The 2969-nt window shown below is 39.8% G+C and carries 1 protein-coding gene and 1 pseudogene; both read right to left on the reverse strand.

The window, feature by feature from the left end; all coding sequences use genetic code 11:
* Positions 1-274, reverse strand: a pseudogene (locus CXF82_RS01005) (hypothetical protein); the annotation flags it as partial.
* 85 nt (positions 275-359) lie between these two features.
* Positions 360-2969 (reverse strand): EAL domain-containing protein (locus CXF82_RS01010; RefSeq protein ID WP_145991629.1); only part of this gene is annotated, 2610 nt, incomplete at its 5' end.

Below are 2969 nucleotides of genomic sequence, written 5' to 3' on the forward strand. Positions count from 1 at the left end.
ACTTCACGTTCGGAATACCAGCTGTTTGCAGCGGCTTAAACTTCACGTTTGGAATACCAGCTGTTTGCAGCGGCTTAAACTTCACGTTTGGAATACCAGCTGTTTGTAGCGGCTTAAATTTGACGTTTGGAATACCAGCAAGATTTATAGCTTGCTCTTGATATAGGAGGTCATCCTTGTCGTAGTCGGCGACTATGGTGTGGCTTGACGCCATCACTGGGAATGAACATGCAAACGCTACAGAGGCAACTAATCCATTAATTATCTTTTTCATTTTAAACCTTTTCGAAGTTTCAGTCTTTTTGACTATTGAAAAGGTTATTGCAGATGTCGTGCCAATGTTCTAATTGTTGTTGAGTTTAAGTATTATTTAGGGATATGGCTTTTAATGGGTTTGAGTTTGTATCATTTCGTAGCAGGGTTGTGAATTCAGATTCTGTTACTGCTTTACTAAATATGTAACCTTGGATCTCTTCACACTTGAGTGCTCGGAGAATATTCAGTTGAGATGCTTCTTCAACCCCTTCCCCTACCACTGAAAGCCCCATGTTATGGGCGATAGTGATGATTGAATCGACCATCTTTAAATCGCGGTCAGATTTGTCGATATCATCGACAAATGCTTTATCAATTTTCAAGGTATTAATCGGGAATCGTTTTAAATATGATAGTGATGAGTAGCCTGTACCAAAATCATCTAAGGCTAAACTAACACCCATTTTTGATAACTGTTGCATTACTTTTATTGCTTTTTCTGGCTCACTAATTACGGTGCCTTCCGTTATTTCAAGCTCCAAATTGGCAGCGGGGAGTTGAGTGAGACGTAAAATTGACTCTATACGTTGTTGAAGATCAGGTAATGCGAACTGTTTCGAGGATAAATTAACGGCTACGCGACCATTAAATAGTCCTAATGAGCGCCATTTTTGCGCAGCAAAACAAGCTTTCTTTAATACAATATCACCAATCTCAACGATAAGGCCGTTCTCTTCAGCTAATGGAATAAAGCTGTTTGGTGGTATTAGTCCATGTTGTGGATGATTTAGTCTAACAAGGGCTTCCATACCTGCCATATGACCAGTCTTTAAATCGACTTTAGGCTGGTAGTAGACTTCAAATAAATCATCTTTTATAGCTTCACGGATCAGGTTTTCAACTTCGAGTTGTCTAATAGCATTCTTGTTTAGTGATTCTGAATAGAACTGGTAACGGTTTCCGCCGCCTGATTTTGCGTGATACATAGCAATATCCGCTTTTCGAAGTAATGCTTGCTCGTTTTGATCATCTTCAGGGTACAACACAATGCCGATACTGACGCCAACCACGACTTTTTCTGCTGACAGTTGAAACGAAGTTTCAAATGCGTGGATGACTGTCTTGGCGATAACAGCACTTACACCTATATCGGGATTCTTATCTATCAATATAGCGAATTCGTCACCGCCTAAACGGTAAATACTGGTGTGGTCGGGTACAGCGGCTTGTATTCGCTCGGAAACTAATATGAGTAGTTCGTCCCCAACTTGATGACCCAATGAATCGTTAATCTTTTTAAAATTATCCAGATCCAAAACCATCAAAGTATGGTGGGAATCTCTTTTAACTAAGTTACCCAGCGTGACCATCAGGTTGGAGCGGTTCGGAAGGTTAGTCAACAGATCGTTATTGGTCAGTTTTCTGAGCTCTTCCTCTTGTTGTTTTCTGCGACTGACATCTGAGAATACACCGACATAATGCGATAGCTCACCTTGTTCGTCATATATCGCATCAACGGTCAGTTCCATCAAGAAGCTAGTACCGTTGCCTCTGGCTGATTCGACTTCGTTACTCCAACGACCCTGTTGTTTTAAGATAGAGCGGATTTGCTCTGAGTAACTGTCGGGGTATAAGTCAAAGTTGAATAGGGTACCAATAAAGTCCTTCTTGCTTAGCATTGATAGATCGCAGCAAGCTTCGTTAACCTCTACGAAATTGAATTCACTATCTAAGATGAACATACCTTCAGAGATATTTTGAATCGCTCGTTCAAATAAGCGAAGTTGTTCTTCAGCTTGTTTGAAGTTATTAATATTCTTAATCGTTCCTGTCATTCGCAGTGCATTATCATTCTCATCGCGTTCAACAATCTTAGCGCGGTCTAAAATCCATACCCAGTCGTCAGATTTACCTTTGACGCGATATGCTGCCTCAAAATGATCAGTTTCACCATAGAAGTGTTTGTTTAGCGCATCACGGACGCGAGTTTGATCCATAGGATGGATATTACTCTCTTCCCCCTTTTGTCCTGAGCGTTGTCCATCTCTTGGGAACTCTAGCGATCCCCAGATATTAGAGCGATAGATTTGACCCGTTTCAATATCCCAATCCCACATCTCATCGCCACTGCCCCAGAGTGATAGTTTTAAGCGCTCTTCACTTTTGGCTATCTGTCTTTGAATCTCACGTCGTTTTAGGGATATTTTAATTATGGTTATCGACATTAATAGGGCAAAAGTAAAATAGATTATCTTTGCTGGGAGTGATAGCCACCAAGGAGGGGTTATCTCAATAAGTAAGTTTTTCTCTTCGCCTTTTTTACCAGAGATAGGATCAATAGCATAAACTGAAAACTCATAATCACCGGGAGATAAATTTGTATAAGTCGCTGAATTTATACCTTCTGAGTTAATCAATGAATCAGACAAACCTCGCATTTGGTAGATGTAATTAATATCTTGCTGATGGACCTTAGGGCTATTAAATAATAACGTGAATGGGTAGTCTGAATATTTTAGTTTTATTTTTTTAGTTTTGTTTAATTGATTTATTAACACTTCCCCACTAGGTGTTACTGGGATGTTGAATATTAAGAGTTGATTTAATGTTACACTGGCCGGCTCGCGGTTAGTTAAATAATCATCTAGTTCTTCCAATGATATCAAGCTAATCCCTGTGATTCCACCTATGTATATTTTATTCTTCCCCTTTAG

Source organism: Shewanella sp. GutDb-MelDb, from assembly GCF_002836075.1.
In the GTDB taxonomy this organism is placed as follows: domain Bacteria; phylum Pseudomonadota; class Gammaproteobacteria; order Enterobacterales; family Shewanellaceae; genus Shewanella.